Annotated in this window: 28 protein-coding genes; 7 read left to right on the top strand and 21 right to left on the bottom strand. The window is 34.2% G+C overall.

Annotated elements, in window-relative coordinates; genetic code table 11:
• Positions 1-95: 95 nt before the first annotated feature.
• From AC3WJG_RS20975 to AC3WJG_RS21010, 8 genes are all read right to left on the bottom strand, one after another.
• Positions 96-1,442 carry an MFS transporter gene (locus AC3WJG_RS20975; protein ID WP_286128132.1) on the bottom strand — a complete coding sequence of 449 codons (1,347 nt, stop codon included), beginning with the start codon at positions 1,440-1,442 and terminating at the stop codon, positions 96-98.
• Between the two features lie 16 nt (positions 1,443-1,458).
• Complete coding sequence (locus AC3WJG_RS20980) at positions 1,459-2,043, bottom strand: TetR/AcrR family transcriptional regulator (protein ID WP_337133356.1); 585 nt, start codon at positions 2,041-2,043, stop codon at positions 1,459-1,461.
• A gap of 92 nt (positions 2,044-2,135) precedes the next feature.
• Entirely contained in the window at positions 2,136-4,649 is a 2,514-nt protein-coding gene (locus AC3WJG_RS20985; protein ID WP_492588558.1) for a PEP/pyruvate-binding domain-containing protein, read from the bottom strand.
• Positions 4,650-5,405: 756 nt separating this feature from the next.
• Positions 5,406-6,122, bottom strand: a complete 717-nt coding sequence (locus AC3WJG_RS20990) for an HAD family hydrolase (protein ID WP_337133358.1) — start codon at positions 6,120-6,122, stop codon at positions 5,406-5,408.
• A gap of 117 nt (positions 6,123-6,239) precedes the next feature.
• Positions 6,240-6,476, bottom strand: a complete 237-nt coding sequence (locus tag AC3WJG_RS20995) for a hypothetical protein (protein WP_337133359.1) — start codon at positions 6,474-6,476, stop codon at positions 6,240-6,242.
• 38 nt (positions 6,477-6,514) lie between these two features.
• Positions 6,515-6,730 (bottom strand): DUF6366 family protein, encoded by a 216-nt coding sequence (locus AC3WJG_RS21000; RefSeq protein ID WP_028409955.1) that lies wholly within the window; start codon positions 6,728-6,730, stop codon positions 6,515-6,517.
• A gap of 1,077 nt (positions 6,731-7,807) precedes the next feature.
• Positions 7,808-8,332 (bottom strand): hypothetical protein, encoded by a 525-nt coding sequence (locus tag AC3WJG_RS21005; RefSeq protein ID WP_337133360.1) that lies wholly within the window; start codon positions 8,330-8,332, stop codon positions 7,808-7,810.
• A gap of 385 nt (positions 8,333-8,717) precedes the next feature.
• Positions 8,718-8,906, bottom strand: coding sequence for a hypothetical protein (locus tag AC3WJG_RS21010; RefSeq protein WP_337133361.1), 189 nt, complete (start codon positions 8,904-8,906; stop codon positions 8,718-8,720).
• A gap of 82 nt (positions 8,907-8,988) precedes the next feature.
• On the opposite strand from AC3WJG_RS21010, the gene AC3WJG_RS21015 reads away from it, so the two are divergent.
• Positions 8,989-9,381 (top strand): bleomycin resistance protein, encoded by a 393-nt coding sequence (locus AC3WJG_RS21015; protein ID WP_060747573.1) that lies wholly within the window; start codon positions 8,989-8,991, stop codon positions 9,379-9,381.
• 94 nt (positions 9,382-9,475) lie between these two features.
• Here AC3WJG_RS21015 and AC3WJG_RS21020 read toward each other — a convergent pair whose 3' ends face one another.
• The 3 genes from AC3WJG_RS21020 to AC3WJG_RS21030 are packed head-to-tail and all read right to left on the bottom strand — an operon-like array spanning position 9,476 to position 10,572.
• Positions 9,476-9,670, bottom strand: coding sequence for a DUF6980 family protein (locus tag AC3WJG_RS21020; protein WP_337133362.1), 195 nt, complete (start codon positions 9,668-9,670; stop codon positions 9,476-9,478).
• Between the two features lie 28 nt (positions 9,671-9,698).
• Positions 9,699-10,058 (bottom strand): hypothetical protein, encoded by a 360-nt coding sequence (locus AC3WJG_RS21025; protein ID WP_098790787.1) that lies wholly within the window; start codon positions 10,056-10,058, stop codon positions 9,699-9,701.
• A gap of 49 nt (positions 10,059-10,107) precedes the next feature.
• Positions 10,108-10,572, bottom strand: a complete 465-nt coding sequence (locus tag AC3WJG_RS21030) for a hypothetical protein (protein WP_337133363.1) — start codon at positions 10,570-10,572, stop codon at positions 10,108-10,110.
• A 232-nt stretch (positions 10,573-10,804) separates the two neighbouring features.
• Here AC3WJG_RS21030 and AC3WJG_RS21035 point away from each other — a divergent pair, with 232 nt between their 5' ends.
• Positions 10,805-10,999, top strand: a complete 195-nt coding sequence (locus AC3WJG_RS21035; protein WP_025749210.1) for a hypothetical protein — start codon at positions 10,805-10,807, stop codon at positions 10,997-10,999.
• Positions 11,000-11,080: 81 nt separating this feature from the next.
• On the opposite strand, the gene AC3WJG_RS21040 is transcribed toward AC3WJG_RS21035, so the two are convergent.
• A complete protein-coding gene (locus AC3WJG_RS21040) occupies positions 11,081-11,749 on the bottom strand; it encodes a type 1 glutamine amidotransferase domain-containing protein (protein WP_028409949.1) in 669 nt (222 codons plus the stop codon).
• Between the two features lie 331 nt (positions 11,750-12,080).
• Here AC3WJG_RS21040 and AC3WJG_RS21045 point away from each other — a divergent pair, with 331 nt between their 5' ends.
• Complete coding sequence (locus AC3WJG_RS21045) at positions 12,081-12,662, top strand: DUF2087 domain-containing protein (protein WP_028409948.1); 582 nt, start codon at positions 12,081-12,083, stop codon at positions 12,660-12,662.
• A gap of 278 nt (positions 12,663-12,940) precedes the next feature.
• Here the strand turns inward: AC3WJG_RS21045 and paiA are convergent, their stop codons facing one another.
• The gene (paiA, locus tag AC3WJG_RS21050; protein WP_419789173.1) at positions 12,941-13,465 is read right to left on the bottom strand and encodes a spermidine/spermine N(1)-acetyltransferase; all 525 of its coding nucleotides are present in this window, start codon (positions 13,463-13,465) and stop codon (positions 12,941-12,943) included.
• 19 nt (positions 13,466-13,484) lie between these two features.
• On the bottom strand, positions 13,485-13,937 hold the full coding sequence (locus AC3WJG_RS21055) for a MarR family winged helix-turn-helix transcriptional regulator (RefSeq protein ID WP_098433952.1): 453 nt from the start codon (positions 13,935-13,937) through the stop codon (positions 13,485-13,487).
• A gap of 116 nt (positions 13,938-14,053) precedes the next feature.
• Between AC3WJG_RS21055 and AC3WJG_RS21060 the strand changes: the two genes are divergently transcribed.
• On the top strand, positions 14,054-14,698 hold the full coding sequence (locus tag AC3WJG_RS21060; RefSeq protein ID WP_098790789.1) for a YczE/YyaS/YitT family protein: 645 nt from the start codon (positions 14,054-14,056) through the stop codon (positions 14,696-14,698).
• A 109-nt stretch (positions 14,699-14,807) separates the two neighbouring features.
• Complete coding sequence (locus AC3WJG_RS21065; protein ID WP_028409944.1) at positions 14,808-15,308, top strand: GNAT family N-acetyltransferase; 501 nt, start codon at positions 14,808-14,810, stop codon at positions 15,306-15,308.
• Positions 15,309-15,363: 55 nt separating this feature from the next.
• Here the strand turns inward: AC3WJG_RS21065 and AC3WJG_RS21070 are convergent, their stop codons facing one another.
• The 3 genes from AC3WJG_RS21070 to AC3WJG_RS21080 all read right to left on the bottom strand — a co-directional run bounded on the left by AC3WJG_RS21070 (position 15,364) and on the right by AC3WJG_RS21080 (position 17,346).
• Positions 15,364-16,128: a methyltransferase domain-containing protein gene (locus AC3WJG_RS21070; protein WP_337133364.1), complete on the bottom strand. Its 765-nt coding sequence runs from the start codon at positions 16,126-16,128 to the stop codon at positions 15,364-15,366.
• 144 nt (positions 16,129-16,272) lie between these two features.
• A complete protein-coding gene (locus tag AC3WJG_RS21075; RefSeq protein WP_098332583.1) occupies positions 16,273-16,722 on the bottom strand; it encodes a GNAT family N-acetyltransferase in 450 nt (149 codons plus the stop codon).
• Positions 16,723-16,773: 51 nt separating this feature from the next.
• A complete protein-coding gene (locus AC3WJG_RS21080) occupies positions 16,774-17,346 on the bottom strand; it encodes a GNAT family N-acetyltransferase (protein WP_098333502.1) in 573 nt (190 codons plus the stop codon).
• A gap of 285 nt (positions 17,347-17,631) precedes the next feature.
• Between AC3WJG_RS21080 and AC3WJG_RS21085 the strand changes: the two genes are divergently transcribed.
• Positions 17,632-18,378, top strand: coding sequence for a phosphorylase family protein (locus tag AC3WJG_RS21085; protein WP_337133365.1), 747 nt, complete (start codon positions 17,632-17,634; stop codon positions 18,376-18,378).
• Positions 18,379-18,483: 105 nt separating this feature from the next.
• On the opposite strand, the gene AC3WJG_RS21090 is transcribed toward AC3WJG_RS21085, so the two are convergent.
• The 3 genes from AC3WJG_RS21090 to AC3WJG_RS21100 all read right to left on the bottom strand — a co-directional run bounded on the left by AC3WJG_RS21090 (position 18,484) and on the right by AC3WJG_RS21100 (position 21,414).
• Positions 18,484-18,870 (bottom strand): MerR family transcriptional regulator, encoded by a 387-nt coding sequence (locus AC3WJG_RS21090; protein WP_098332581.1) that lies wholly within the window; start codon positions 18,868-18,870, stop codon positions 18,484-18,486.
• A gap of 108 nt (positions 18,871-18,978) precedes the next feature.
• The gene (locus tag AC3WJG_RS21095) at positions 18,979-19,725 is read right to left on the bottom strand and encodes an SDR family oxidoreductase (RefSeq protein WP_153252141.1); all 747 of its coding nucleotides are present in this window, start codon (positions 19,723-19,725) and stop codon (positions 18,979-18,981) included.
• A 420-nt stretch (positions 19,726-20,145) separates the two neighbouring features.
• Positions 20,146-21,414, bottom strand: a complete 1,269-nt coding sequence (locus tag AC3WJG_RS21100) for an MFS transporter (RefSeq protein WP_060747561.1) — start codon at positions 21,412-21,414, stop codon at positions 20,146-20,148.
• A gap of 423 nt (positions 21,415-21,837) precedes the next feature.
• Here AC3WJG_RS21100 and AC3WJG_RS21105 point away from each other — a divergent pair, with 423 nt between their 5' ends.
• The gene (locus AC3WJG_RS21105; RefSeq protein ID WP_335570636.1) at positions 21,838-22,914 is read left to right on the top strand and encodes a cyanophycinase; all 1,077 of its coding nucleotides are present in this window, start codon (positions 21,838-21,840) and stop codon (positions 22,912-22,914) included.
• Between the two features lie 74 nt (positions 22,915-22,988).
• Here the strand turns inward: AC3WJG_RS21105 and AC3WJG_RS21110 are convergent, their stop codons facing one another.
• The gene (locus AC3WJG_RS21110) at positions 22,989-23,717 is read right to left on the bottom strand and encodes a sigma 54-interacting transcriptional regulator (RefSeq protein ID WP_492588563.1); all 729 of its coding nucleotides are present in this window, start codon (positions 23,715-23,717) and stop codon (positions 22,989-22,991) included.
• Between the last annotated feature and the right edge of the window lie 80 nt (positions 23,718-23,797).

Consider the following 23,797-nt stretch of genomic DNA (forward strand, 5'->3'; position numbering starts at 1 on the left):
TAAAAAAAAGTACTGCTCCTATTTTAGAAGCAGTACTTTTTTTATTGATTGATTAGTAAATTGTGTATATAAACAAAAGCTTTATCAAAAAACAACTATGCTTTTGCACTAGAATTATTGCTGCTTATTACATCTTGGCTACTAGATTTAATGCTTCTAGCTACTAGTATGCCTACTATCCCCGATATCCCTAAAATAATGAAGATGTAGTTATAGCTTGTAACGAGCGCAATAAGCGTGGACGAAATAATACTTCCAAAATAGCGAAATGTCGAGTAAATGCCAGAAGCTGTACCAGACTGTTCTTTGCTTACGGAGTCCAGCGAGGCAACCTGCATGCTTGTTAAACCTATTCCGGTCGAAAAACCTCCAATAATTAAAGCTACGATAAGAAAAAGAATAGATCCAATGTTCTCTAAAGATAGAAAAAGGATATTAGAGACAATAATCATAGCAAAAGAAAACCCAATCACTTTTTTAGAACTAAATTTATTGTTTAATAATCCACCTATCCAGCCGCTTAAAGACATTGAAATCGAAAAAACTGATAAAACAAGCCCTGTTTGCGCTGTAGATAGATGAAATTGAGACTTCATTAACAGAGGCATAATTAATAAAATCACATACATAACAAAGTTGCTAAGCATAATAGATAAATTAGCGCTTGTAAAGGTGGAATGTTTAAATAAAGAAAAATCGATAATCGGGTTTTCTGCCGTATTTTCTCTTTTGATAAACAAGATTGTAGATAAAATAAATATTATTCCCATTATTAAAGCCTTGGTAAATTCCATACCGTGTGTCAACAAGATCAATAAAGAAATGCTAATTGCTAAATAAATAGAACCTTGAATATCTAAAGTACTTGTTTGCTTTTTAACATTAAATTTAGGAATCATAACTATTCCGCTGATTAAAGCTAAGAAAAGAAAAGGAACGTTGACCCAGAATATAGCTTCCAAATTGAAGTTTTCAAGCAGGACAGACCCTAATAAAGGTCCAATTGCAGCACCCAAACCCATCCCCATTCCAAATATACCCAGAACTTTAGGAAGCCGTTCTTTTGGCACCACATATCTAATGATTGCTATAGTGTTTGGAGTAAGTAAAGCTCCTCCTACTGCCTGCAGTGATCGAAAGGTAATAAGGGAAATGAGATTAGTTGAAAATATACAGCCTAAAGATGCTATCAGAAAGAACACCACGCCCCATAAATAGATAGTTCTGTTTCCATATAGATCTCCTAGCTTTCCAGCGATAGGCTGAGTGACAGCCATTACAATTAAATAAATAGTTACTACCCAAGAAATACTTGCAAGTGGTTCATTAAAATGAGCCGATATGGTTGATAGAGCAACGGCAATCATTGTCGAATTTATTGGTACAAGAAATGTCCCAATTAGTAATGAAATAATCAAGATAAGCTCTTTATGTTTACCCAAACATTATTGCCTCCTTTTAGTGGAGAGAAATTCCTTTTATAAACGTGTTTATGCTGTTTTTTATCATATCTTGATAATCTGCATGTAAGGCTTTGTCTCCAAAATTTAGTTTATACATAAAATATCCCCAATACGTACTTAGGAAAATCTCCGCTTGTGTACAGCAATCTAATTCTTTGATATATCCTTTCCTTTGCATTTCTTCAAAGTATTCTTTTAGTATTTCTTTCGTATCATTAATTTTTTTCAAAATTTCTTCGTGCGCCTGTGAGAAAATTAAAGGATCTTTTAAAGCAATTGAAATCATGTCTCGGTTATTATCAAAGTCTTTTAGTAACAGGTAACCGAAATTCGTCAAATCTTTTTCAAGCTCCCATTCAATTGATTTATCAAAAATTTCAAGCGAAAAGCGTGTTGTTTTGACAATAGCTTGAATAATGCCTTCTTTATTGCCAAAGTGGCGAAAAACAGTTAATTCATTAACGCCAGCTTGTTCTGCAATTTCTCTAGTGGTAGTACCTTTGTAGCCTTTTTCTTTAAGCAGTTCTATTGTAGCTTTTGTTATCTTCTTTTTTGTTTCATCTTTTTTCATGTTAATCATCCTTTATGCTTCCTGAATGTAAGTATTTACTTTCCATTAGGCAGTATATAAAGGAAAAAGAGCTGTTGTCAAATGGAAGCGAAGAGAACTATTTATTCATTTAAAAGCGTGACAATTCCATTCGTACCATCCACCATAACTATATCGCCATCTTTTAGCTTATTTGTACTTATTTTCGTACCAACCACTGCAGGAATTTCATATTCACGTGCAATTATTGCCGAATGAGAAAGAATGCCTCCAGCGTCAGTAATAACAGCCCCCGCAGTCTGAAATAAAGTAGTCCAAAGTGGAGTAGTGGTTTTACATACTAAAACATCACCTTTTTCCAGCTTATAAAATTCCTTCGTATTTGAAATGACTTTTACTTTTCCGGTATAGGTTCCTGAAGAAGAGGCTAATCCTTTAATAGAATGTTCGCTGTTAGCGTCATTTTCTTCAATAGCTCCCATATATTTCTCAGCTTCTTCTAGGTGAGCTGGCTCAGGGACGCCGAAGTATCTAGGCAAATTAGGCATTTGTTCATGTTCTGCGTGTTCTTTTTTACGTTTCTCAACTAATTCTGTCACGTCTACTGGATTTTCTAAAAGAGACTTTACCTCATCAAGATATAAGAAGAAAATATCTTCTTTCATTAGAAAAACATGATGATGTACTAGTAAATCACCTAGCTTGAGTAGGAATAAACGAGCTTTTGCATCCAACATTGCATCGATATAAAAATGGTGGTCATCTCTTATAACAGATGCATCTAACGCCCACTGATAATATTTTTTAAACTCTTCTTTGTGTGTGCTATCCGCTATCTGTTCCAGAAATTCATTATAGTTCTGTTCACGTTTTTTGACCGTCTGTTTGAAATTCTCATCAAAGTTGTAACCGTCATTAACATACCCTTGAATAATCAGTAATGCGTGAAGAGGATTCTCTAGCCAAGTTTCCCCTACAAAATCGTGACTTACGACGCTTCGATATCCATACTGTTTTAGAAAAGCATCTACTTCAGCCATAAAGCTTTTTGCTGCTTTATTTTCCTCTAATTTCTTTAATAAAGTTTCTGTACATTCTTCTTCAAAGATCTTAGTAAGTTCCGCATCGTCTTTAACTGTTAAAGCAAGTCTAGAAAGCTGCTGATCCGTTTCCAACGATTTGTTCATTTTCCCGGTCAATAGCTCATAAACATCATGTCCGGATTTTTTATTTGTAAGGTTTTTATAGTATTCTTCAACCTTAGTATTTAAAGACATTTGAGGCATAACAATGTCAAAATGCAAGTCATATGCCGTTTTATAAAAATCAGTCAAACTTTGAAGAATCTCTTTTCCTCTCTGAAGATTGAGATTTCCCTCAGTAAAGCTATCTAACTTGTTATAGTAAGGCAGGAATTGTTCTTTAATCATTTGATTCATTCGTTTTGTTAGGATTGGATAAATACTTTCCATCAATTCTTTATTTGCTTGGAATCTTTTATTAGAATCTCCTTTATAAGGCTCCGTTTTTGTATAGATATGACCTTTATAAAGTTTTAAATGAAGTCTATTAAACATAAACTGTAACTTTTTAAAACTAGCAGCTGTTCCTTCCGAAAATGCCGGAATAATAAATGAAGCGTACAAAGGACTAACAGCATGGGAAAAACTTGTGTCATTTAAAATCCAAAACTCTTCCATATCCTCGAAACTTAAAGATATATCTTTTTGGAAAGGAGTTAATTCTTTTGATTCTGTTAATGTGGTAATCGCTCTTGCCTGTAATAGATATACTTGATTGTCTTGAATACCGAACTCTATGTCTACGGGATGTTGGTAAAGAGCTTCTACTTCTTTTGTTATTTCGCTCAATTCAATGATTTTCTCGTCTGTTAAACAAAACCTTTGCTGTTCATCTTCCGTTGTTTCGATTTCTTCAACGCCTTCAGCAAGTGGAATTATTTTCACTTCCTTTAGCCCTTTCTCTTTCTCTATCTCAAAGGTTTGTTTATTAACCAGGTAAACATCAGGTGTTACTATGCCCGATACGATTGCTTCTCCTAGTCCATAGCTGGCATTAATCATCATTTCTTTTGTATTATGAGTAACAGGGTTTTGGCTGAATATGACTCCCGATACTTCGGACTCAATTAATCCTTGAACAACAACTGCCATTGAAATTTCATCAAAATCAGCATACATATTTTGAGTATATTGTTCGACTCTTTCAGTAAAAAATGAGGCCCAGCACGCTTTTACTTTACTTAAAAAATCCTCAGGGCTTTTCACATTAAGATAGGTTTCATACTGGCCAGCAAACGATGCACCTTCTAAATCTTCAGCACTGGATGATGATCGAACAGCTACTGATGTATAAGAGCCTTTTAGATTTCGAAATGCCTCTATGAGATCCGATTCAATTTCAATAGGAATTTCCCCTTGCAAAATTCTCTCGTGGATATTATCCGTTTGACGATTAATCTCATTCCATTCGATATATCGCTTTAAAGCTTCTGTTTGAATAACAAAGCCATCCGGAATCGGTAAATTTTCTTTTTTCATTTTTATAAGGTTTAAAGCTTTTGCTCCAACTTTTTCGTTCGCCTCATCCACCTTTTGAAAACTTAAACTATACATTAAAAATATTCATCCTCCTACAAACTAGTTTTAAAATGTAAGTAACTACTTACTTTATATTCATTTTAAGTCTTTTAAATTTTTATGGTCAATAAAAATTGGTAAAACATTTAAAAAATGCATATTTAGTTGTGCTTTATTTTAATTTCACTTAAATACTATTCCTCTTTTTTATTACATTTTTTAACTTTTATTAGTCTTTTTTATTATAAAGTCTAAATAGTTAACCAATTAAAAGGTTAATAAAAGAAATGCAAAAAACCCCACCTAAATTAAGGTGGAGGTTTCCTTTTTTATAGTTGGGTTAACCATTATCTCTGAGTGCTTACAAGCTTCCACTGGCTGAGTGTCAATTTTATCTTATATCCTCTAATATATAACTGAGCGCTATCAGATTTACGAATCATATGCGAAGTCATAATCAAAAATCTCCTTTCTCATAGAATTATTTTTAATATAAAACTATTTTGGAAATCTTAACCTAAGCATAGCTCAGGATTGTAAACCATTTATTAATGACAAGAAAAGATTATGTAAACATTGGAGAGTTGTAGGGAACCACTCATTAGTTATGTTTTAACTTCAATAGATTGAGATTTCTATATGTATGAATTCATTGACGAAGCAGAAACTGCAGTGAAGATTCAAAATCAAGTGGCTTCCAATACTGTAAGGTAAATCAAACGGATAGGCCTTTAAAGGCCTATCCGTTTACATAGCATATAAAAAATTTATTTTCTTAATAGAATTGAGACATTAACCATCTATAATAGTTATGTACGAAGATCCGTCTATTAGATTGACAATTGACAAGCTACTATTTATGTTAGATACAATCCTTTTTAACTCCTTCAAATCATCTATTACCACATCAGCCTGCGCAAGCTCAGCTTCTTGAGCAAAATCAAAATTACACCCCACTGCCATTAAACCATTATCCTTTGCAGCATTGATATCAGATAGGCGGTCTCCTACTACTGCAGCATGTTTGATATCATATTTCTTTATAATTGTTTTGACTAGCTCTCCTTTATTGAGGGTTTGGATTTGTTGAATACTAAATGTCTCTGTCACCCAATTATTCAAATCGTAATGGTCTACAATTGCTTCTAAATATTCTTTTAAACCGTTACTTGCTATGTAAATGGAACAATTATTTTCTTTTAAATAGCTAAAGACCTCTTTTACATTGGGATATAAAGCACCTTTCCCTTTTCTTATATTCTCCACTAAGCTTTTCAAAAAATAGTCATCCGTATACTTTCTCATTTCATCTGAATGACTAGGTAATAAAGCTTCCCATACTTTTGGTAAAGGTACACCCATAATCTCACGATACTTATCAATAGGAGTGCGAGTATCCCATTGATTGAGTGCTCGTAAATGGTTAAAGGTATCATCAAGCGATAATTCTAAAATTTTATCTGTTTGAAACAGCGTTCCATCCATATCAAAAATCAGTGTTTGCAACATTAAGTATCTCCCTCTTTCAACAGTACTGAATACGTATCTATATATAATACCATAAAAAGGAAAATTAGCAGTTATTAAAAACCATAATGAATATTTTCAGCACAAAAAAGCACCTAATCATTTATAGGTGCTCTTTTTAACTTTACATACTTTGTTTGAAATAATAAATGCAACGGTCGCTGCTATAGTAGCACTTAAAAATGGGTAACTAAAAGAAAAAACACTGACCATTGGACTATTTAACTGTTGTGAAGTCTCAGGTACATATGTAAGTGTAAGAAATAGCCCAGAAACAATTTGAAAAGCAAACAGTAGCACTATAAAACTACCAATAAAGACTGCATAATTTTTCAAAATGACTCCTCCAGTACTCTTAATTTATAAACCTCATATTATTTTAAAAATAGGAACACAGCGATAAAGCCTATAATCAGTACAGTAATAAGTATACCTAGCCCCTTCCATCCTAAGCTGCCTGCTAAACCAGGTAGGTTTCCAGCTTCATTTCTGTTAAATGCATCGTTCATATTCCCTGTGGGGTTTCTCTTGACCTCTTCGTGTTTTAATCTCTCTCTTCTTCTTTCAGGTGTTTCTTTATCTTCGCTCATCGTCACACCACCATTTTTGAAATATTATAACATATTATGGTTAAAATATAAATTAATGGGTTTTTGTCAGATCCCTTTTCTTACACTAACTGTACACATTTCTTTTTTTAATAAGTCTGAAACACCGCTTTGTAATGAAGAAGTATACAACGCTAGTTAATATAATTACTATTACAAACACCTGCATCAAAGAGATCCTCTTTATGTAAGGGGATCTCTTTAATAACCTTATACTAGATACACATTCTTCAAGTTTTTTTGTGTACGCTTATTTATGTAAAACATCTTCTTTTGTGATTACTTTTTCATAAATTAGTGGTTTAGTTCCTGCTTCTGGCAAAAGATAAATAAAGACAGTAAACGTAAGTTGAAGGATTGAAACTACAGCCAAAAATAGAAAAAGACGTTCCCTGTCCTTAAACCATATTACTAAACATAAAACTAGAGATATTAATGACAAAAATAAAAAAAGAAAAAAGCTATATGAATAAGAAACACCATAATGATAAGAAATATCTAAAAAGAAAAATACTATATAGAGAAGTATAAAAGCTGACGGTACTACTTTAGTAAACGTACTCAATAGGAAAAAACCCTTTCTGTTTATTTGTTTTAGATTTATAGCTCAAACATACTCAATTTACATAAATGAGTACACATTAAGAGCCGCAGTGTAAATGATTATATGTATTTTTTCAATTTTTATCTCTCATCTTCTTTCTTTGCAAAATGAAAGTAGCTATAAATACCCCCACTAACAATATCGTTAAATAAAAGGTTACGGAATCTCCTGATCGATTAAATTCATCTACAATAATGGCTTCTTGAAACAATAAGACTGCTGCAATTATTAGAAAGAAAAAAGAATTTACGATTACATAGTTACTTGTCTTAACTTTATTTCTCAGGAAAGTTACATACATAAAATTGCATACTGAAAAAACTGCTAACAGATAATAAATAGGCCTTAATAGCGTAAATGGTTCACCGAGCATTAGTATATTCCTCTCTATTACTATTATTTGAAATTTACTAGTCAATATATTTCATTTTGCAAATAAATCATTATTACTCATCTTAATTATTTATTTTTTGAACCAAAATGCCTCCAACTTTGTCCTTGTCATCTAAAGAAAACTCAATATTGAGTTTATGATTTTTATCAAAATACCCTATTATTGTTGCTCCGGTATCTTCTCTTTCGTAATAATTTTCTCCATATGCCCTAATAACATCTTTTTTGCTGTCACCAGTATGTATTCCCTTTTCGCTACCATACTTGCTGCTAATCAAGTCATACCTACTGACTTTATTATCTACTATTTTAAATTCAACATCATACTTTTCTGTACTTTTTCCGTAAACGTAGGTAGTGTACGGAGGCTGCTCAGTAACCTCTATAAATGTTGGTTTCTTCCTCAAATAACTTGCTACGTCATATTTAGAACTTCCTACTGATACTGACTTAACGTTTTCTAATTCAAGATTGGTGGTTTTGGTACTTGAATAGTATTTTTCTTTAGGTGTAGAAGATGGATCGCAGCTTGCTAATAATAATAAAATGAGTGGAAAAACAAACAAAAAATAGCTCTTAATGCGCACTGTTAGACTCCTTTATATAATTTGTGTTTACTCTGACTCTCAGAATTTTCTAATCTATTAACTATTTTTCTTTTGCATATACAAGTCGATCGAATAGAAAACACTAGCTGCAAAGTAATACATGGCGAGTATAGCTAACGTCTCATAGACAGATTCCGCAGCGCTATTTTTCACAAAAGAAAAAACAGTACGCACTACAAAGAAAACGATAGGATAGACTATAAATAAAGAATTAAATTTACGATTCATAACAACATAATGTTCCTTTATTTGGATATTTATGATTATTATAACATATAATTTTCTTTCTTATTTCTTTACTACATATTCTTTAGGTTTTTCATTTACATAATTATTAAAGGTACAACATCAAAAGAAATTCTTATTAGTAGGTCTTCTTTTGATTATCCGTTGTTTTCGATTTCTTATCTAAGATGAATTTTAAACGGCTACTAAAGATGAATAAACCGCAGATGACCATCAACCAGCGCGTAACCCCTTGATGTATAGGATCAAAAAGGTTTAATAAAACAATTCCTAGTCCTGATAACATAGCTAGATAATGTAAGACCAAGTATAATCCCCCATTTCGGTATTTTACATCTATACGGTATTATTAAAACAATGAGTAGCCCTATAAACAAAGGAGCGATTACATGAAATTTAATAAGTTAATACCAGAACTTTCCGTAAAAGATATTTATAAATCAAAAGAATTTTATTTAGAGATACTTGGATTTGAGCTTGCATATGAACGTCCAGAAGACCAATTTGCATTTATTTCACTAAACGGAGCACAAATGATGATTGAGCAATGTAATGGTCACTGGGAAACTGGTGAACTTGAATACCCATATGGGCGAGGGATTAATTTTCAAATTGAAGTAGAAAATATAGAGGTTATTTTACAAAACTTAAAGAAACATAATATTTCACTTTTTAGAGACGCTATGATAAATAACTATAGTGGCTTCACTCAAAAAGAATTTATAGTTCAAGATCCAGATGGCTACTTGCTAAGATTTTCTCAGGGTTATTCAATACAATAATAAAACTATTTTTAATTTACGCTCATGATTTTATCCCCCCATTCCAAGAGTGAAGAGGATCTCTTAAACAAAAGACGCCTCTTCATTTCTTAATTCATAGCTTCGCACCACACCATGAGCAAAATGAAATTCCAATGATGGATGAACCACCATCATGGATAATTAAACCGTATTCCTTATTTGTTTTATCAAATAAGATAAGATTATCTGGACAATCAAACGGATCACTGTGAATATCACACGTAAAGTTCGCATGATAATTCATATAATCGCAGCAATGCTTTTTCATTCGTTTTCTCCTTACTGTATCGTCATTATTACTTTTCTCGGTAAGCTGAGCAGTGGTCATTTGAAATACGATAATTTTCCTTACCGGTCGGGGCTGCTACCTCAACTAATTTATGTCCTAGCCGATCCCATACTGCTACTGTATGCAAAGATACCCATTTCAGATCTCCTCTAGCAAGACGAAAAGAATCATACCAGTTTTCAGTCGTTACTAATAGATTTCTATAAGTAAGTTCCTTTTTCCTTAAGTGTTTAATTTCCAGCACAAAATCTAACATATTTTCTTCCTTAGGTACTTGAATAATTCGCGCTATAAATGTTCTGTTAGGATTTTTTTTCGTTTTATAAACTTTTTCCCTTTCTATTTCTAGCTCTGGCCTTCCCCTCATATTCCTTCTCCCTGTGTATTAACAAATAATCTCAGTGCTAAGTAGAAATCTATAATTGGTTCAATAATTCTTCTAACTTTTCTTCAATATCAGCCTCTAAATGATTTTTTGACAAATCATACAAAGTGCCTGTCCCTTTAAAATACCCACTAAAGTAATACCATAATTGGATGTAATGAACGTATGCATCTTCTTCATCTGTAAACCCATCAAAGTTTATTGCCACTTGGGAACGATATTCTTTTTCTAAACACTGCTCCGAACTTAGATTTGGTAGTTGGTCGCCATCAATATCCCGGCACACCCATATTTTTAAGTTCTGCTTATCCTCACGTGCAAATTTATTTCTATATTTGTGCTGAAGACTTTTGCAGTATGCCTCTCCTACTTCTTCCAACCTCACAATATCTCTTTTTAAAGTCTCACTTATTTCATTCTCAGGTACTAAAATGTATTTGTCATTTGTTTCCTGATCCTGTTTATCCATAAATAGCTTTTTCAATTTATCAAACAAGCTTTTCCCACCTATCTAAAAAAATCATATAAGCATGTTAAATTCGACTAAAGAAATCTTATTTCCTTCTCTGAGCTCTAGTCGTCATAACTAATATGATATCAGCTACTTCCTTACAAGTAGATTCTTTTACTGGAGTGCTGATTTTCTGACATACTTGTAATTCAATATTTTTTACAGCGAACACATGTGTTAAAGTGTAAAGTAGTGAAGCGAAAGGAGTAAAAACAACATGGCTCAACGAATCGTCAATATGTTTTTATCTGTCTTAGCTGCTTATGGAACGTTAATTTTAACCAAAAACATGAGCATTGCAGATAATATCTTTGTGACACAGATTGTTCGTCTGATCATTTGTGTTGTAGCTGTTATCATTGTGACAGGAATTACTACATACATTTTCAGAAATAAACCTTCTAATAAATAAAAGGGCTGCTATTTAGATAGCTGCCCTTTTTATTTTCCTTAATTCCTATTTTATTTCACCCTATTAAGGTCATACATACTTTTACGCGTTTAAAGCACGCACAAATTCTTTTGCGAGGCTGATAGTAGACTGTGGATTTTGTCCTGTTAAAAGCTTTCCGTCTACTTCAATATGATCGCTCCAATTATCTTTTGCAATAAACTCAGCGCCTAGCTCACGAAGCTTTGTTTCAAGAAGAAACGGCATGTATTTATCTAAGGTTGTATCTTTCTCTTCTGAATCAGTAAACGCTGTAATACGTTTACCCTTTACAATCGGCTCACCGTTTTTAAGCTTTCCGCCTACAAGAGCTGCCGGTCCATGGCATACTGCTGCAATCAGCTTGTCGTCTTCAGCAAATTCTGTTAACAAACGGTGTAAGTGCGTATCGTCTGGAAAGTCAAACATTGTTCCGTGCCCTCCAGGTACAAACATGCCTGCAAAGTCTTGTGAACTTACTTCAGCTAATGATTTTGTATTCTCTAAAAGTTTTCCTGCTTCTTTGTCTTCGTCCGTCACATCATCTGTTAAGCTGTTAGGATCCACAGGTGATTTACCACCTTTTGGACTTGCTACAACTACTTCGTATCCTTCTTTCTTAAATTCTAAATATGCTTCAGAGAATTCTGTAAGCCAAATGCCAGCAAGCTCTCCGTTTTCCATTGTATGTCCATTTGTAACAACCATTAAAATTTTTGAATTTCCTGTCATGATTTACTCATTCCTTTTTCATTTATTATTTATAATTTACATACATGTACCTTTAATAATTCATTTATCTCTTTGAATATGTTCCCCGGTATTATTTGATGAAAACATGGTAACTTTTTCTTAATAATAAAAAGAACAGGTAAAAACAATGGTTAAATTATACGAAAAAATAGACGCTTTTTTTATAGTTTGAAGACTATACAGAGCAGATTTTTTATATGCAGTGTGAAAAGTGATCACTTTAAATATTTTCACTTTTTTGACATATACATCTAATTCGATTATTATCTAATTAGATGTATATCGAATTAGAGAAAGAAGGTAGTAAGCTATGCAATTAGATAAGTTGGTGAATTATCATAAAGCCGTTGGTGATCCTACCAGGATTAGAATTATTTCACTATTAAAAAAAGGACCTCTTCACGGGCAAGCCATTGCTTATAAGCTGGGGTTACAGCCTTCAACTATTACTCATCACATTTCAAAGCTAAGAGATGTAGGAATTATTTATCAAAGAAGACAAGGGAACATTATTTATTTTTATCTAGACCTTGAAAGACTCGAATATAACTCGAAGGCTATTTTGAGTATTGGAGAGGATTCGATGGAAAATCAAGAAAACCATTTACAGGATAAAGACAAATTATCGATTGTTAAAAACTTTATAAACAGTGATGGAACTTTAAAGATCATTCCAAGTCAAAGAAAGAAAAAGAACGTGATATTAGCTTATTTAATACGTGATTTACAGCATGGAAAAACGTATCAAGAAAAAGAACTGAATGAACATATAAAAAAATATCATGAAGATTATGCAACGATTCGCAGAGAGTTAATTATGCAGCATTTTATGTATAGGCAAAATGGAGAATACGAGTTAAATCCGAAAGAGATGTGGCCCATTATCTTTTAAAATGGACGTAAAAACGTTCATTTTTTAAGTTTTCTAATTCGATATATATCTAATTAGTCTATGTTATTTCAAATAGAATTAAAGTAAATTGGTAAGCATGTGATATTAGTTTTATTCTCCTATGTGCTGGCACAGCAGCCATATTAGTTTGCTTACTGCTTACTCTAAAAGCATCTGCTTTGAAAAAAATCATAAAACCTCTGTATGCAATAAGGATTATCCTCTACCAGTTAAATTAGTCAATAATCCTTATCGTACTTTATTTATCTTTTAAAAAACTATAAAAGTGTTTTCACCATAATAAAGTCTATTTGTTCTTCGTCTCCCATGTAAAACGAGTGAGATCCAGTTTGAACAAATCCCTGTTTCTTGTAAAAAGCAATCGCATTTTTATTTTTTCTCCATACACCTAACCAAATTTTCTTTTTATTAAGTGTCGTTGCTATCTCTACTGCTTTATTAAATAAATGTTTACCAAGCCCTTGTTTTTGAAAGCTGTTACCTATATAAATTCTTTCAATTTCAAGCGCTTCTTTCCCCATCTCTTCAGACTGAGCATCATCCGTATTAACCTTTAAATAACCTGCAATTTCATGATTAACATACATAAAAAAGAATTGCGAGGACGTATTTGATAGTTCTTTTTCTAGCTGTTCCACTGTAAATGCTTTTTCTAAATAAGCTTTCATGTTTTCAGGTGAATTTTGATCTTTAAATGTTTCATTAAATGTTTTGTAGCTAATATCTTGAAGGTGATTTAAATCTTCAAGAGTACACTTTTTTATATCCATCATCACTGACATACGCCTCTCCTTTATATCCTCAATAATTTCTCTTGTTTCCTTTTTTGACAAACTCCCAGTCTGCTTCTATATTTTTTCTTACTCTTTGAACCAGCTTAAGAATGGTATCTGTTTCTTCCTGGGTAAAACCTTCTAATGCCACTTTATCCGAATAATCATTTTCTCTTTTTATAAACGGATATACGTTCTTCCCTTTTTCAGTTGGAAAAAGATTTTTATTTTTTTTATTGCGGGGATCGTCTTTCTTCTCAATAAAACCATTCATTTCAAGCTTTTTTATAGCCCGAGCCGCTGTTGTTCGATCTACTTTTATCATCTCAGCTAACTTTTCTTGAATGATTCCCGGATTTTCACATATTCGCACTAAATACAAATACTGCCCCTTAGTCAGGTCATACTCTTTAAATTCTATATTACTAATCGAATCCAATGCTCTTGCTATCATTCCAATTTCACGCAGAATTTCACTCATAAATATCTCCTTTGTATATATTTTTGTTGCAAATACAATAAAAATAATATAAGTTTAATGTACCTTAAAATAGTTGCATTTGCAACAAAAAATAGTGAATAAAGGAGCTGATTACAGTGAAATATGTTGTTTATGTAGGAGGAATTTTACTATTAACTCTGGGAATTTCTTTAACGATCCAATCCAGCCTAGGAGCTTCACCTTTTGATGCACTTTTAGTTGGACTATCCCTAAACGTAGGCCTTAGCGTTGGAAGCTGGGAAATTATACTTGCATGTGTATTAATTTGTGGTAATGCCCTTTTAAGCAAACAAAAGCCGGAAGTACTGGGACTGTTAACAGCATTCATAACGGGTCTTGGTATTGATGTATGGCTTTTTTTATTACAGAATTGGGCTCCCTTTGAAATGTGGTACAGCAAATTATGTTGTTTTGGAATTGGTTTAATCATTATAGGTGTAGGAACCTCAGCCTATTTACATACAAATTTTGCACCCATTCCAATTGACCGCTTAACATTAATCATACAAAAACTAGTTAAAACAAACTTATTACTTTCAAGAACATTGATTTACCTCACATTCTTACTAGCTGCGATGCTTTTAAACGGACCCATTGGTGTTGGGACGCTATTAACCGTGTTTTTAGGCGGCGTGCTGCTTAATTTTTTTATGCCCATTACAAAAAAAGCAGTAGATTGCATATTACCAAAATCTCATACCTCACAAAATCATATTCAAGACAACAAGCGTTCCATATAGCTACATTTTTATTACTCAACTATCATAATAGATTTGCACCATAGTACTAGATATAATAAGAGCAATGAGGAGGAAACATTTAATGAAGGAAAGGAGTTATTATTAATCAATGATTGTATTGTATGAAGATAAGTATAAAGAAGCAGTTATTCAACTAATATTGCATGTACAAAATGTAGAAGCTGGTGTAGGTATTAGTGTTGAAGAACAGCCGGATATTTTAGACATTAAGTCAAACTATCTCCATACCGGCGGTAACTTTTGGGTAGCTTTGAATGATAAGCAAGAAGTAATAGGATGTATTGGGTTGCAAAAGAAAACCAATGAAATAGGCATATTAAAGAAATTTTTTGTCTACAAGCACTATAGAGGAAAAGAGTTTGGAATAGGAAAAAATCTTTATGCTTCTTTGCTTTTCTTTGTGCAGAAGCACGGGCTTTCTAAAATTATTTTAGATACTCCATCTCAAGCTACTCGATCACATAATTTCTATAAAAAAGCTGGGTTTAAACAAGTGACCAAAAAGGATCTGACAGTTCAATATGATTATCCAGATCGAAATTCTCTTCTTTTTGAGCTAGATTTATCTAGCAAACAATTACATAATTAAACCAGAGAAAGCAGGTCTCCAGTTAGAGATCGGCTTTCTCTGGTTGATTAACTATTTATTTTGCTTTAGCTTTAATAATAAAACGATGTTGTTTTACGTCAAAGAAACCTTTAGACTGTATAATTCCATGTATGTTATACAACCCTTCGATATGTGTTTCTATATCAAAATTAGGAACTTGCCAAGGAATTGCCTTTAAATAAAAGACCAGCGCTCCAATATCATAAAATCTCTGTACAGGAAACTCTTCTTTGAAAGAAATGATGTTAAAAGAACTTTGTTTAAGCTCTTCTATTGCTTTCTTTAAATTCCAATTACAAAACTCTTTATTTATTGGAACCCCTATAGATTCATTGATTCGTGAACAGTCTAACCCTCCCACTTGCTGCGTGAAAAACGTGCCTTCCTTTGACAAAATCCTGCTTACTTCTGAAGCACAAAAAGATTCGTGCTGGTTCAAAATCAAATCAAATGTATCATCTTTAAACGGTAAATTTTTGTCTTCAGTTCGTTCAACAGCTGTGACACCAAGCGGTTCTAAACGTTTTTTAGCGATTGGAATGTTAGGTTTGTATCCTTCTGTAGCGTACATAACGCGAGGAAAAGGCTGTAACAAAGATAAAAATTCTCCTCCTCCTGTTCCCATATCTAAAGCGGCATTAGAGTTTTGAATAAGACGAATAGCTTCACTTCCGTATGACCACGAAAGCACGTCGCTATCCATACGACCAGTACGAGTAATAATAGAAAAATCCCAGCCAGTAAAATCAACATTATTTGTATTGTTTACAGCATTAAAAAAATATTTGTCCGTTATCATATTGAACGCCTCCTTTTTATAGCTAGCATTAATCATCTATTCTAAACTAGTAAAAGGCGGACCACGGACATATAGACAGCGTTGTTATGTTTCATGTGCTAACGTATTCACACTAACCGCTCCTTTATTAAAATTACGTATGCTTCATTTGTTTGTCCATTCATATGTAATATCGGGGAGTTTCTCTTCGTTTTCACATCCTCTTTTTATAATACTGAAGCCGTGTTTCTCGTAAAACCTCTGGGCATTTTTATTTCGTTCAAATGTACGTAATATTAATTTTCCATTTGATTCTGTCTTGGCTCTTTCGAGTAAACGCTGTCCGATTCCTCCTCCTTGATAATCTACATGAACGTACAGTTGGCTAATTTCGTCAGCATGATAAGCAATCATTCCTACTATTTGTTCATCCATTAACGCTAATTCAATTTTATAGTGTGCTGACAATATATGATTTAAAAAATAGACATGACGGTCAAAACTGTGCATTTCCTTTTGTTCAATCGCTTTTTCTTTACTATTTCTCCACATTTTTACCGTTTGCTCAGCAAATTGAGGATGATAGTGAACAATATCAACATTAAAATGGGCCATACATTTTCCCCTTATCTGTCATTATGCTATACGTATTCTTAATAACGATGTCTAGATATTCTCTTCATGTGGTTGAAGCCTGTCGAAATCTTGTTTTAATAAAGAATACATATACAAATCATCAAATTTTCCACACGTAAATTCATAGCTTCTTAATAGGCCTTCTTTTATAAAGCCATGCTTTTTTATTAATTTTTGTGAAGCAACATTAGCAGGCTCTATTAATGCTTCAATTCTCCGCAAATTAAAATGTGTAAAACCATATTTTATAACAGCGCCCAATGCCTCATTAGCAATCCCATTCCCCCAGTAATCTTTGCTTAGCTCATATCCAATTTCTGCACGGTAATGGTTATGAACTCTATTAAGAAATCCGCAGCTACCAATAATGTCATCCTGTTCTTTAAGAGTAATACCCCATCTTATTCCAGATTTTTCGTTTAAGATTGATTTATACCACGCAATCTCATTTAAAGCATCTTCAACCGTTGTAAAAGGCTCTAGACCGTAGTGTTTCATTACGTCTTTATCGGATAGGTATTTTAAAATACTGCCTGCGTCTTCTGTTTCAAATTCCCTTAGGATAAGCCTTTTTGTTTTAATTACGGGAAAATAATTTGACACCTGTACCTTCCTTCCTCTTATTCCTTCATTAACTAAACGTAGCTTTTCTCACAGCTTTATCTAATTTAAATAAGCGTTAGTAAGGAATTTCTTTTATTATTACTGAATTCCTTTTTAATCCTAAATATTTGTCGAGAAATGAGCAAAAAAAGCACGCATAACTTCATTTTTAAATCAGCACTGTCATTTCTTTTATATTTGTTAGTTCTAAAAATTAAAGGAATGAAAGCTAGTAATGAAGAATTCTTTTCTAACTAGTCTAACTGAGAAAATAAGGAGAAAAAGATGAAGCTGTATGGCGATTTTGAAAAAGAAGATTGGCTAAATGTATTAAAGCTACCAGAAGAAGAGCTGCCTAATGCATTTATTATTCATGGTGAGTGGGAATTTCAAGATAATATAAATTTATGGAAAGAGATCTTATCCACTGATGTTCATATGCCTAAATGGAACACGATAATAGGTAAGTTAAATAACAGAAACATAGGATTTGCGAATGTGTACGGCAGTCCGATGGCGTCAAACATCGTACATCAATTTGCCGGCAGCGGAACCGACTTATTTATTCAAACGGGATATTTTGGAGGCTTATCTTCTACTATACAATATGGAGATATCTTAATCGTATCTGCAGCAAAAATGCAAGATGGCGTATCACACTGGTATTTACCAGAAAAAACGCTTGTAGAAGCTGACCAAGAGTTAGTCGAAGCCGCCTGTAGATATTGTGAACAAAAAGGCTACAGCTATATAAAAGGACACGTGGTCAGTATGGGTGCCATGCTGATCGAGACACTTGACATGGTAAAGGAATGGTCGCTTGCAGGTTTTCTCGGTGTGGATATGGAGACAGCTACCACTTTGGCCATTGCTCATAAATTCAACAAGCGGGCTGTCGGCTTATTAAATTTATCAGACCACCTTCTTCACGGCGATACTCTTTATTCGTATACAAAGGACAGAGAGTTAATAGAAAGTGCAACTGATAAAGCAATTCGCGATGTAGCTCTTTATTTAAGCAGTACATACTAGAATAGAACAAACAAAACAAGATAACTGTGCAGTTATCTTGTTTTGTTTCGCAGTTTTTAACACCTGTATAGTTTGTGTATGAACAGGATTCTTTGTTATCAGCATTTAAATTTTTATTTGTTTATTGTTTAAACCAGCTTCCAACGTATCGTACAGCGCAAGTTTATAATTAATTCGTTCTAGATGCAGGTAGGTTTGCGACATGTCTGCTTCCACTTTCTTTTTATGCTGAAGCATCATGTTTCTACGTTCGCTGATGGTACTTTCTCCTTTTTTATATGACTCTACATACTGCTTGATTTCAGCAAGAGGCATCCCTGTTGCACGTAAGGCTAAAATAAACTTGACCCACTCGATATTCTGGTCATTGTATAGACGCTGATCATGTTCATTTCGTTCGACAAACGGTAAAATACCTTCCTTTTCGTAGTAGCGCAGAGTGGGCGCAGACAGCCCCGTTTTTTCTTGCATGTCTCTCATTGTATAAGACATGTAGTTTCACTCCTATTTTCATATGCGTATCAATGGTACAAATAGAAAAAGCTGTCCAAAGAGTAATGTCACTCTCCGGACAGCTTTTGAGTTAACAAGGTCCTCACATTACCATTCTTGATGTACAGGACGAATAATCATTTCGTTCACTGCCACACCTGCTGGCTCTTCGATGGCAAACGCAATCGCGCGTGCGATGCTTTCCACTTCGATGGCACCTTTATAAAATTCATCAATACCTGATTTTAAATCTGTATCCGTGATTGTTTCTTTTAATTCTGTTGCAATTGCTCCTGGAGAAATATTCGTTGCGCGAATGTTGCTTCCGCCAGCTGATTCTTCTAGACGAAGACCTTCTGTGATCGCTTTAACCGCAAATTTTGTTGCGCTGTATACCGCACTTCCGGCACCTACTGCATGACCTGCTACGGAAGACAAGTTAATTACGTGTCCATCTTTTTGTTCTCTCATCGCTGGAAGAACTGCTGAAATTCCGTAAAGAACCCCTTTGATATTCACATCAATCATTGTGTTCCACTCGTCTACTTTTTGGTTGCGTAGAAGAGATAATGGCATAAGACCAGCGTTGTTCACAAGCACATCGATGCGGCCAAATGCTGAAAGCGCATCTTGTGCTAGCTCCTGCATTTGTTCGTGAGACGTTACGTCCACTACTTTATAGATCGCTTCTCCGCCGTTAGCTTTGATTTCTTCTTGTAATGCTTTCAAACGATCTTCACGACGAGCTGCTAAAACAAGCTTTGCTCCTTTTGCTGAAAGCTCTTTTGCTGTTGCTTCTCCGATTCCGCTAGAAGCACCTGTAATAATGACAACTTTACCTTTTGTGTTAGACATAATAAACATTCATCCTTTCTGTTTTAACTGATTTCTACCTTTAATGAGAAAGCAAGTCGATGACCGGCTGTTTTTCGCTGTGTTAACTGGTACAGTAGTAGCTTATCTCCTAAAGTCAGCTTCAACGCAAGGGTTTTTTTAAAACTTTTTCTTATTTATTATGTAAAAACGCTGCTGTTAGTCTTTATAGAGCCTTTTTAAGAGCTGTTTTTCTTTATATAGCCACCTGTTTAACTTCTTTTAATTTCCTTTTATTTACATTTAATTCATCATTTTTTGTTATTTCCCTTAGTGTGCATTAAAGTAAGCTTTATGTGTTGTGTTATTTTTAATGATTTATATTGGGAATAATCACATAAAATATATTGTCTTACACTAAAGTTACAAACTTATATGGTGAACATCTCTTATGTAAAGTCATTAAGAAGCATTCAGCACTTTCTGCTCCTTTTTTCCCTTTTCTTTAATTAGTAAGACACCTAACAACCCCATTATTGAAAACAAAATGGGAATCATAAAAGCATAATGATAACCAACATGCAGCGAACGCTCGGGGAATAAATCCAAGACATTCCCGAAAATACTAGGTAATAATACGGCGCTTAAAAAGCCTCCCATATTGGCAAAACCTGATACAACTCCTACTTCTTTTACTGAGAAGGATTGACGTACTACGGCAAATGTCAAAGCGCTTGCGCCGTTTCCAAAGCCGATGATAAAAAGCAAAATAACGACTAGCATGAATGAAGGTTTCACGCCGGAAAGTAATAACCCAGTCCAGCTAAGCACCACAATAAGATGAATAAGTGAATAAATTTTTTTAATGGAATTTAACCTGCTTGATATCCAGCTGATTAAAGGTCCGCCAATCATAGCGCCAAACAGACCATACATAATAAGCTGACTTGCATCAGCGCGGGATAAATGGAACACATTCATTCCATAAGGAACTCCCCAAGAACCAATAAAACCGATATATGTACCAACTACACCAAAATGACAAAGAAATGTTGCCCAGGCTTGGCGAGTTGTCATCACTCTCCTTAGGATCGCCCATACACTTTCCGGAGTCTTAACAGAGGATTTATTTGCTTTAGCATCATCTTGAAATAATCGTTTAGGTTTTACCACCAAAACGACATAAAGCAGGTAGGATACCGCCATTAAAACTAGACCTATGCTAAGAAAAGGAACTCTCCAGCCTGAAAATGAAATCCACATAGACAAAGGCACGGTAGCTGATAATGAACCTACACTTCCTACCAGCCCAATTAAACCTAATAGCTTTACAAACTCATTTCCCTTAAACCACTGACTTAAAATTAACACTAAATTGACAAAAATCATGGAGTCTCCCGTACCGACTAGTAAACGAGAGAAAATTAACACATATTCGTTAGGGGCCGTGCTGTAGATAAGACTTCCTATTCCCGTTAAAAGCGACCCTATAATCAAAAATCGATTGGGACCGTATCGGTCAGAAAGTAAACCAATAGGAATCTGAAGACCTGCATATGCTAAAAATTGTATACTAGTCATTAATCCTATAACAGACGCTGAAACGTGAAAATCTTTCATTAACTGTTCTGTAATAAGTCCAGGGGCTGTTCGTTGACTGACAATCAAATAATACGCTAATAAAGCGGTTCCAAAAACAACCCATCTGTAGCTACTTTCCTGTTTGTTCATTTTGACAGATCCTCTCATGTATAATTTTTCTGCGTAGAAATGCTGGTGGAAAATGTTTAAGAGATGAAGATATTGATAGAATGAAGGTCTGTTTGATAAATAAGTCGCTATTGCGGACAGCTCTTCTTTTTATCCTTGTTTTTCCTTTCTATTATAATTTTAAGTTTTTAAAGATGATTTTTCAATGAGGGATATAATCTTGTAATATACCTTTTTCAATTTCTTTTCACTATTAGATATCCAAGTTAGAGTCGTTCTCGCCATTTTTCGGGTGTAAAAAACCTTAATAATGACCCATAAATAACCTATGTTACACATAGAGCTTTTAAAAAAAGCCTTCTTTCACTATTTTGCTGGTGTTCAATAAGTTGGTATAAAACTTGCATATTCATTTATGAACACTTATTAAAGGAGGAGAACTTTATGAAAAAAGCTGAACGTAAGAAAAGTATTAAAAAGCAAGTCATTACTTGTGCTGTTCTCGCGGCATCTCTTTTACTTCCAATCTCCACTTCCGCTGCTTCTGCACCTTATACGCTTTATCAAGTCGGAAGTACTGCAGACAAAGCTACTAGTACAAGCTTCGGACAAGTCTATATGGGCGGAAGCACCGATGTAGATGAAGCATTCAAATGGATGATCCAAAAGGCAAACGGCGGAGATTTCTTGGTTATAAGAGCGACGGGTACTGATGCCTATAATTCATATATCTATGACCTTGCCAAAAGCATAGGTAAGCCCCTTAACTCTGTTAGCACAATTGTTGTTGATGATTTAATAAGAGCAGGTTCAGACTCTGCTTTAATTGACAAAATTAACAAAGCAGAAGGCATCTTTTTTGCTGGAGGCAATCAAGCTGATTACGTAGATTTCTTAGAAGGATCCCCAGCTCTTACAGCCTTAAATAATCGTATTAATCAAGGCATTCCTTTTGGAGGAACAAGTGCCGGCACCATGATTCAAGGTGATCACGTTTATGACTCTATCTCAGCAGGCTCTACAACTTTAGATTCGAAAACAGCGCTAAACAATCCCTATAGTTCTCTTATTTCTTTTACAGATTATTTGATTCAAACCCCGCATAATAATAACATTCAAACAGACACTCATTTTGAACAACGAGATAGAATGGGACGCTTTTTAACATTTCTTGCACGTAATATCAAAGACGGAGAAGAAACTGGAACAAGCGCCAAAGGAATTGCTGTTAATGAACAGTCAGCGCTTCTGGTAGAAAAAGATGGTTCAGCTAAAGTAGTAACACAGCCAGGCTCTACAAACGCAGCTGTTTATCTAGCTAAAACGAATAAGGCGCCTGCTACTTGTATAAGTGGTCAGCCGCTGACGTTTAATAATATTTCTATCTATAAACTATTTAATGGCAGCACTTTTAATCTTTCCACTTGGACGGGTTCTGGAGGGTTAGCTTATACTTTAAACGTAAACGGCGGTGTTATTACTTCTTCTACAGGAAAAGTATACGGAGGAAATCAGCCGTAAATGCCAAGTCTATGACGACACTATTTTATAGAAAAGGGAAACTTGATTAGTGAAGTTTCCCTTTCTTCCGTATATTAAGGATTGACTAAGTGCTGTTTTGTTTTTAAATGATATAGATAATGCAGTCCTTTTTCTGTTATTTTCGTTCCTGCTCTGCCTCTGCGTTTTATAATATACTCTTTTTCTTCTAGTACATCCAAACGATTTCTCACCTGCTGTTCTGTAAGAGTAAAGCCTTTTAAATGCTGTGTAATCCACTTTCTGCTTGCTGCTTTTCCTGTATCATTACACTGTTTTATCGCTTCTAACAGAGCGTGATTTTCTTGAAGTTCGATCAAGTCAACCAATTCATTTTCAACTTCATGTAAAGTATGCTCCTCCTTTTGACTACTAAGCCTATACTCTACGTCTTTTGCTTTCACTTCGTTTTCATCGCAGACAGTAAGCAAATACTCGATGACTCCTTTTAATTCTCTTATGTTTCCTAGCCATTCATATTCGATAAGCAGCTTCATCGCTTCTGGATGGATATGCGTCCACGTTTTTGATTTAGAAATAAAATGATGAATCAGTAAAGGAATATCGGTTCTTCTATATCTTAAAGGAGGAATCGTTAAAGATAATACGTGCAAACGATAGTACAAATCTTCTCGAAACAACCCTTCTTTCATTTTATGTAGTAAATTATTGTGAGTAGCTGCGATTATTCTTACATTGATCGGAATAACTCTTGTCCCTCCTACCCGTCTAATTTCTTTTTCTTGAAGCACTCTTAAAAGCTGAGTTTGTAAACGCGGACTGATATCGTAGGGTAAGAACCCGGCGCCTTAAGACCTCTCGGTCTTAGGTTTCCGAGAACTCCCCCCCGAACCGTACGTACCCC

Source organism: Priestia sp. FW507-14D1A (genome assembly GCF_058781295.1).

Bases quoted from the DNA above. Each gene is read 5' to 3' on its own strand.
- AC3WJG_RS20985 (WP_492588558.1), bottom strand. From the start codon at position 4,649: ATGTATAGTTTAAGTTTTCAAAAGGTGGATGAGGCGAACGAAAAAGTT.
- AC3WJG_RS21105 (WP_335570636.1), top strand. From the start codon at position 21,838: ATGAAAAAAGCTGAACGTAAGAAAAGTATTAAAAAGCAAGTCATTACT.
- AC3WJG_RS21040 (WP_028409949.1), bottom strand. From the start codon at position 11,749: ATGACAGGAAATTCAAAAATTTTAATGGTTGTTACAAATGGACATACA.
- AC3WJG_RS21035 (WP_025749210.1), top strand. From the start codon at position 10,805: ATGGCTCAACGAATCGTCAATATGTTTTTATCTGTCTTAGCTGCTTAT.
- AC3WJG_RS21015 (WP_060747573.1), top strand. From the start codon at position 8,989: ATGAAATTTAATAAGTTAATACCAGAACTTTCCGTAAAAGATATTTAT.
- AC3WJG_RS21025 (WP_098790787.1), bottom strand. From the start codon at position 10,058: ATGAGGGGAAGGCCAGAGCTAGAAATAGAAAGGGAAAAAGTTTATAAA.
- AC3WJG_RS21085 (WP_337133365.1), top strand. From the start codon at position 17,632: ATGAAGCTGTATGGCGATTTTGAAAAAGAAGATTGGCTAAATGTATTA.
- AC3WJG_RS21000 (WP_028409955.1), bottom strand. From the start codon at position 6,730: ATGAGCGAAGATAAAGAAACACCTGAAAGAAGAAGAGAGAGATTAAAA.
- AC3WJG_RS20980 (WP_337133356.1), bottom strand. From the start codon at position 2,043: ATGATTAACATGAAAAAAGATGAAACAAAAAAGAAGATAACAAAAGCT.
- AC3WJG_RS21100 (WP_060747561.1), bottom strand. From the start codon at position 21,414: ATGAACAAACAGGAAAGTAGCTACAGATGGGTTGTTTTTGGAACCGCT.
- AC3WJG_RS21075 (WP_098332583.1), bottom strand. From the start codon at position 16,722: ATGGCCCATTTTAATGTTGATATTGTTCACTATCATCCTCAATTTGCT.
- AC3WJG_RS21070 (WP_337133364.1), bottom strand. From the start codon at position 16,128: ATGATAACGGACAAATATTTTTTTAATGCTGTAAACAATACAAATAAT.
- paiA (WP_419789173.1), bottom strand. From the start codon at position 13,465: ATGTCAGTGATGATGGATATAAAAAAGTGTACTCTTGAAGATTTAAAT.
- AC3WJG_RS21095 (WP_153252141.1), bottom strand. From the start codon at position 19,725: ATGTCTAACACAAAAGGTAAAGTTGTCATTATTACAGGTGCTTCTAGC.
- AC3WJG_RS21055 (WP_098433952.1), bottom strand. From the start codon at position 13,937: ATGAGTGAAATTCTGCGTGAAATTGGAATGATAGCAAGAGCATTGGAT.
- AC3WJG_RS21065 (WP_028409944.1), top strand. From the start codon at position 14,808: ATGATTGTATTGTATGAAGATAAGTATAAAGAAGCAGTTATTCAACTA.
- AC3WJG_RS21090 (WP_098332581.1), bottom strand. From the start codon at position 18,870: ATGTCTTATACAATGAGAGACATGCAAGAAAAAACGGGGCTGTCTGCG.
- AC3WJG_RS21045 (WP_028409948.1), top strand. From the start codon at position 12,081: ATGCAATTAGATAAGTTGGTGAATTATCATAAAGCCGTTGGTGATCCT.
- AC3WJG_RS20990 (WP_337133358.1), bottom strand. From the start codon at position 6,122: ATGTTGCAAACACTGATTTTTGATATGGATGGAACGCTGTTTCAAACA.
- AC3WJG_RS21020 (WP_337133362.1), bottom strand. From the start codon at position 9,670: ATGAAAAAGCATTGCTGCGATTATATGAATTATCATGCGAACTTTACG.